Genomic DNA, 5,244 nt, shown 5'->3' with positions numbered 1-5,244 from the left:
CATCGAGCCAGGCCTGTACCGGCCGGGGCTGTGGGGTGTGCGCATCGAGAACCTGGTGCTCAACGTCGCCATCGATACGCCGGAGAAGAACGCCTTCGGCGAGATGCTGGAGTTCGAGACGCTGACGCTCTGCCCCATCGACACGCGCTGCATCGACATCAGCCTGATGCGCGCCGACGAGATCGAATGGCTGAACCGCTACCACGCCACCGTGCGAGAGCGCCTGAGCGCCAAGGTCAGCGGCCCGGCCCTGGCCTGGCTGCTGCTGCGCACCGCGCCGTTGGCGGCCTGATGCGCGCGCTGGCTGCGCTGCTGCTGTGTGCGGTAGGCGCGGCCGCGGCGCAGACGCGCTATGAGGGCCTGTGCGACGCCTCGGCGGCGGTGGCGCTGGATGCGCGTCATTTCGTCGTTGCCGATGATGAGCACAACCGGCTGACCATCTACAGGCGCGGCGAAGCCAAAAGCGTCGGCGGGATCGACCTCGACAAGTTCTTGAAGGCCGACAAGGAAGCCGACCTCGAAGGCGCGGCCCAGGTCGGCCGCCGCATCTACTGGATCGCCTCGCATGCGCGCAACAGCGCCGGCAAGGTACGCGAAGACCGGCTGCGCTTCTTCGCCACCGAGATCCGCGGCACGACGGTGGAGCCGGTGGGCCAGCCCTACACGGGCCTGCTGGCCGACCTGCTGGCGGCGCCGGCCCTGGCGCCGCTGAAACTGTCCGACGCTGCTGGCCGCGCGGCCGAGGCGGAAGGCGGCTTCAACATCGAAGGCCTGGCCGCGGCGCCCGATGGCAGCCTGCTGATCGGCCTGCGCAACCCGATTCCGCAGGGGCGTGCCCTCGTCATTCCGCTGCTGAACCCGGCCGAGCTGGTCGCGGCCAAGGGCCCAGCGCGCTTTGGCAGCGCCATTCGCCTGGACCTGGGCGGCCGCGGCGTGCGCTCCATCGAGCGCGTGGGCAGCGGCTATCTGATCGCCGCTGGCCCGCCGGCCGACGTGGGCAGCTTCGCGCTGTTCCGCTGGAGCGGCAAGGCCACCGATGTGCCGGCGCCCGTCAAGGCCGAACTCGGCACGCTGCGCCCGGAGGCGCTGTTCGCCTGGCCGGACGGGCTGCTCACGCTGCTCAGCGACGACGGCGGCGTCATGGTGGGCAAGAAGGCCTGCAAGGACGCGGACAAGAGCAAGCGCGCCTTCCGCGCCCTCGACCTCAAGCCTTAGGCACCAAGGGATAGCGCCACACCAGCGCCGCGCTGGCCAGCAGCATCAACAGCACGCCGCTGAACAACGGCACTGCGCTGTCCGCATGCCCGAGGAAAGGCGCCACCAACTGCGTACCGACGGCGCCGGCGGCAAGCAGCGCCAGCACCAGCAAGGCCGTCGCGCGGCCCATCTGCGCAGGCGGCACGGCCAGGGCATCGACGAAGGTGGCCGGCCCACGAATGGCCAGGGCGCCGCAGAAGCACATCCAGTAGGCCGCCACCGCCGCATAAGGCAGCTGCTGCCCGCTCCAGGCGGCCAGCAGCGCCAGCGTGCAGGCCACCAGCTGCACCACGCTGCCCAGCCTCACGACGCGCGCATGGCCCAGGCGCGCGGCCAGCCGGCCCGACTGCGAGGCGCCCAGCATGAAGGAGCCGACACCCAGCACCTGCAGCAGCGCGAATGCTGCCGTGCCCAGCCCCAGGGTGTGCTGCAGCAGCTGGGGCGCGCTGGCCAGGAAGGTCAGCAAGGCGCCGATGCACAGCGCATGCGAACCGGCCAGCCGCAGATAGCTGCGGTTGCGCAGGATGCCGAGATAGCCGGCGTCGTGCTCGAGGTTGAGCCCGGGCAGCCTGCGCGGCGCGATCTTCACCACCCACGGCAGCAACAGCAGCGCCAGGGCCGCCAGCACCCAGAAGGTGCCGCGCCAGTCCGTCACGCGCAGCATCAGCGCGCCCAGCACCGGCCCGGCCGCGGGCACGATGGCCTCGACCATGGAGATGGCGGCGATGCCGCGCACCACATCGGCATCGGCCAGCGTGGYGCGTACGACGGTCGGCGCCACCACCGTCGCCGCCGCGGCTGACACACCTTGCAGCAGGCGCAGCACCAGCAGCGTCTCGATGTTGGGCGCTAAAGCGCAGCCCAGACTGGTCAGCACCAGCAGCAGCAGGCCCACCTCGACGCAGCGCCGCGGACCGAGGCGGTTCAGCAGCTCGCCCCACAGCAGTTGGGCGCCTGCCAGGCCGGCCAGGTAGACGGCCACGGTGGCCTGGGCCAAGGGCACGCTGATGCCCATGCCAGCCTGCAGAGCGGGCACGGCGGGCAGGTAGAGGTCCATCGCGGCCATGCTGACGCCGGTGACGAAGGCCAGCGGCAGGATGGTGCGTATCGATGCGGAAGGGGATGCGGGAGGGGAATGCATGCGGGAGCCTCTTCTTCACAGAGGGCGCCCTTGTCCTGTCGTCCTCACCAAGCGTGGCGAAGGCATCATGACCCTCGTCGCAGCACCCCTCGGCAGAGACGGCGTCACGGCACTCGCCGCGAAGCGCTGCGCATTTTAGGCAAGGCAAACTCCGTTCATGGACCAGGTGGATATTGCCGTCATCGGTGCCGGCGTTGTCGGCCTCGCGATCGCGCGCGAGCTGGCGCTGCGCGGGCGTGAGGTCGTCGTCATCGAGGCCGTCGGCGCCATCGGCACGGGCATCTCCTCGCGCAACAGCGAGGTCATCCACGCCGGCCTCTACTACCCAACCGGCAGCCTGAAGGCGCGGCTGTGCGTGCGCGGCAAGATGCTGCTCTACGACTACTGCGCGGCGCGCGGCATTGCGCACAGTCGCTGCGGCAAGCTGGTGGTGGCGACACGCGCCGAGGACCTGCCGCGGCTGGAGCAGATCGCCGAGGCTGGCGTGGCCAATGGCGTTGACGACCTGCGCCTGCTGAGTCGGACCGAAACGCTGGCGCTGGAGCCGGCCTTGAACGCCGCGGGTGCGCTGCTGTCGCCGTCCAGCGGCATCGTCGACAGCCATGGCCTGATGACAGCCCTGCTGGCTGACGCCGAGAACGCCGGCGCGACGCTGGCCCTGGCCAGTGCGGTGACCGGTGGCGCGCGGGAGGGTGATGGCTGGCGGCTGCTGGTGGAGGATTTCGAGCTGGGCGCGCGCTGCGTCATCAATGCAGCTGGGCTGTTTGCTGCGCAGGTCGCTGAATCCCTGGGCACGCCTGCGCCACCACTGCGCTTTGCCCGCGGCCACTACTTCTCACTCGCCGGACGGGCGCCGTTCTCGCACCTGATCTACCCGCTGCCGGTAGACGGCGGCCTGGGTGTGCATCTGACGCTGGATCTGGGCGGCCAGGCGCGCTTCGGGCCTGATGTGCAGTGGTTGACCGAGCGCGCGCCGGCCAGGCTGGACTACGCCGTCGACCCTGCCCTGGCACCGGCCTTCGAGGCCGAGGTGCGCGGCTACTGGCCGGGCCTGCCCGCGGGCGCGCTGCAGCCGGCCTACAGCGGCATCCGGCCAAAGCTGAGCGGCCCGGGCGAGGCGGCGGCGGACTTCCGCATCGACACCGCGACGCCGGGCTTGGTGCAGCTGTTCGGCATCGAGTCGCCCGGGCTGACGGCCTCGCTGGCCCTGGCCGAAGAGGTCGCCGCCCGGCTTTGAACCCAGGACGCTGAAACTGGTTTCAGGTCCGGCGCTCAGATGGCGAGCGCGGCGTCGGCACCGGCCAGCGCCCGCGGCCACAGCGCCAGGCCACCGCCCAGGCTCCAGGCCTGCTCATGCCCAAGCCGCCGCAGAGCCTGCGCGGCTTGCGCGCTGCGGTTGCCGCTGCGGCAGAAGAAGACGATGGGCGTCTCGGCCGGCAGGGTCAGCCAGCGGGCCAGCGCATTGGGCAGGCCCGACAGCGGCACGGCCTCGCGGCGCACGCCCACGCCGAGCTCGGGCGCCTGGCCCAGGCGCTGCTCGTAGGGCTCGCGCACGTCCACCAGCAGCAGCTGCGGCTGCTCGCGCAGCAGGCCATTCAGCTCGTCCAGGCTCATCTCGCTGGAAGCAAGCGGGCAAGCGCTGTCGACGCGCGCGCCGCAGGCCACGGTCTGGTATTCGGTCAGGGCCAGGCCCTGCTCGAGCTGGGCCTTGGCGGCCGCAAAGCCGGCGCCGTCGATGCGGCCACCCAGCACGTCGCCCAGCAGCGGCTGGGCGACGCACTCCACGGCCAGCGTGCTGGCGAAGCGGTCGTCATAGTCGTGACCAGGCAGCAGCAGGGCGTGGGGGCCGACGGCCTGTTCCAGGCGGCCCAGCGAGCTGCCGTAGGCCAGCGGCGCGCTCTGTTCAAAGTCGCTGCGGCCCAGCGCACCCGGCATGACGGTGTCTCCGACGAAGGCCAGGCGCAATCCGCCCGCGTCGTACAGCAGATAGGCCGTCGAGTCCTGGGTGTGGCCGGGAATCGGCATGCGGTTCAGCCGGGAGGTGCCCAGCGCGATGGTGTCGGCGCCGATTGGCCAGCCCAGGCCGTCGACATCACCGCGCGACTGGCCAGCGGCAGCGAGCAGCTCGGGCGCGGACGAGGCGTGGTCGCCATGACTGTGGGTGTCCAGCACCGCGGCCAGTTCATAGCCCTGGCAGGTCAGCCACTGGGCGAGTCTCTCTGTCAGCTCGGGCAACGGGTCGACGACGACGGCGCGGCGGCTGGCGGCGTCGGCCAGCAGGTAGCAGCAGGCGCCATCGACGACGAAGCGCGTCAGGCCGTCGGCCGGCAGGGCCTGGCCGGGAGCGCTCGGGTCCAGGCAGCTCTCGCGCAGGGACTCGCCACAGATGCGGATGCGGGCGCAGGCCTCGTCGATGAAGGCGGCATCGGCCACCGGGCCGAAGGACAGGCGCACGGCTGCGGCCGCTTGCCAGGCCGGCAGGCCCATGGCCTCCAGCACATAGCTCGGCTGGGCCTTGGCCGCGCTGCAGGCCGAGCCGCCGCTGACGCGCAGTTCGGCAGCATCGAAGAGGTCCAGCAGCAGCTTGGAGCTGACACCCGGCACGGCGAAGTTCAGCGTCGTCGGCAGGCAGGCCTCGGGCGGCGCGTTGAACACCAGGCCGGGGAAGGCCTGCTGCAGCGCGCCAGCCAGGCGGTCGCGGAAGGCGACGAGGGTGGCGTGGTCGCGGAAGGTCCTGCCGTCCTCCAGCGCCGCCAGCACGGCGCCCAGGGCGGCAATGCCCGACATGTTCTCGGTGCCCGAGCGCAGCGCACCTTCCTGCCCGCCGCCGGCCAGCAGCGGCGTGA

At 71.6% G+C, this 5,244-nt stretch carries 5 protein-coding genes; 3 read left to right on the top strand and 2 right to left on the bottom strand.

Features of this window, described 5'->3' with window-relative positions:
• Both ACXJKR_RS23630 and ACXJKR_RS23625 read left to right on the top strand, forming a co-directional pair.
• Nucleotides 1-292: M24 family metallopeptidase C-terminal domain-containing protein (locus ACXJKR_RS23630; protein WP_457324887.1), on the top strand; the 292-nt coding region annotated here is incomplete at its 5' end.
• A complete protein-coding gene (locus ACXJKR_RS23625; protein ID WP_457324886.1) occupies nt 292-1,215 on the top strand; it encodes a DUF3616 domain-containing protein in 924 nt (307 codons plus the stop codon). The genes ACXJKR_RS23630 and ACXJKR_RS23625, both read left to right, overlap by 1 nt.
• On the opposite strand, the gene ACXJKR_RS23620 is transcribed toward ACXJKR_RS23625, so the two are convergent.
• The gene (locus ACXJKR_RS23620) at nt 1,205-2,398 is read right to left on the bottom strand and encodes an MFS transporter (RefSeq protein ID WP_457324885.1); all 1,194 of its coding nucleotides are present in this window, start codon (nt 2,396-2,398) and stop codon (nt 1,205-1,207) included. The genes ACXJKR_RS23625 and ACXJKR_RS23620 overlap by 11 nt on opposite strands.
• 157 nt (nt 2,399-2,555) lie before the next feature.
• On the opposite strand from ACXJKR_RS23620, the gene ACXJKR_RS23615 reads away from it, so the two are divergent.
• Nucleotides 2,556-3,635, top strand: coding sequence for an NAD(P)/FAD-dependent oxidoreductase (locus ACXJKR_RS23615; protein ID WP_457324884.1), 1,080 nt, complete (start codon nt 2,556-2,558; stop codon nt 3,633-3,635).
• Nucleotides 3,636-3,670: 35 nt separating this feature from the next.
• Here ACXJKR_RS23615 and ACXJKR_RS23610 read toward each other — a convergent pair.
• The coding region (locus ACXJKR_RS23610) for an aminotransferase class V-fold PLP-dependent enzyme (RefSeq protein WP_457324883.1) at nt 3,671-5,244 on the bottom strand (1,574 nt) is incomplete at its 5' end.

The organism is Roseateles sp. P5_E11, assembly GCF_054049355.1.
The sequence above is the reverse complement of the archived record's forward strand: the minus strand, read 5'-3'. Positions and strand labels throughout refer to the sequence as shown.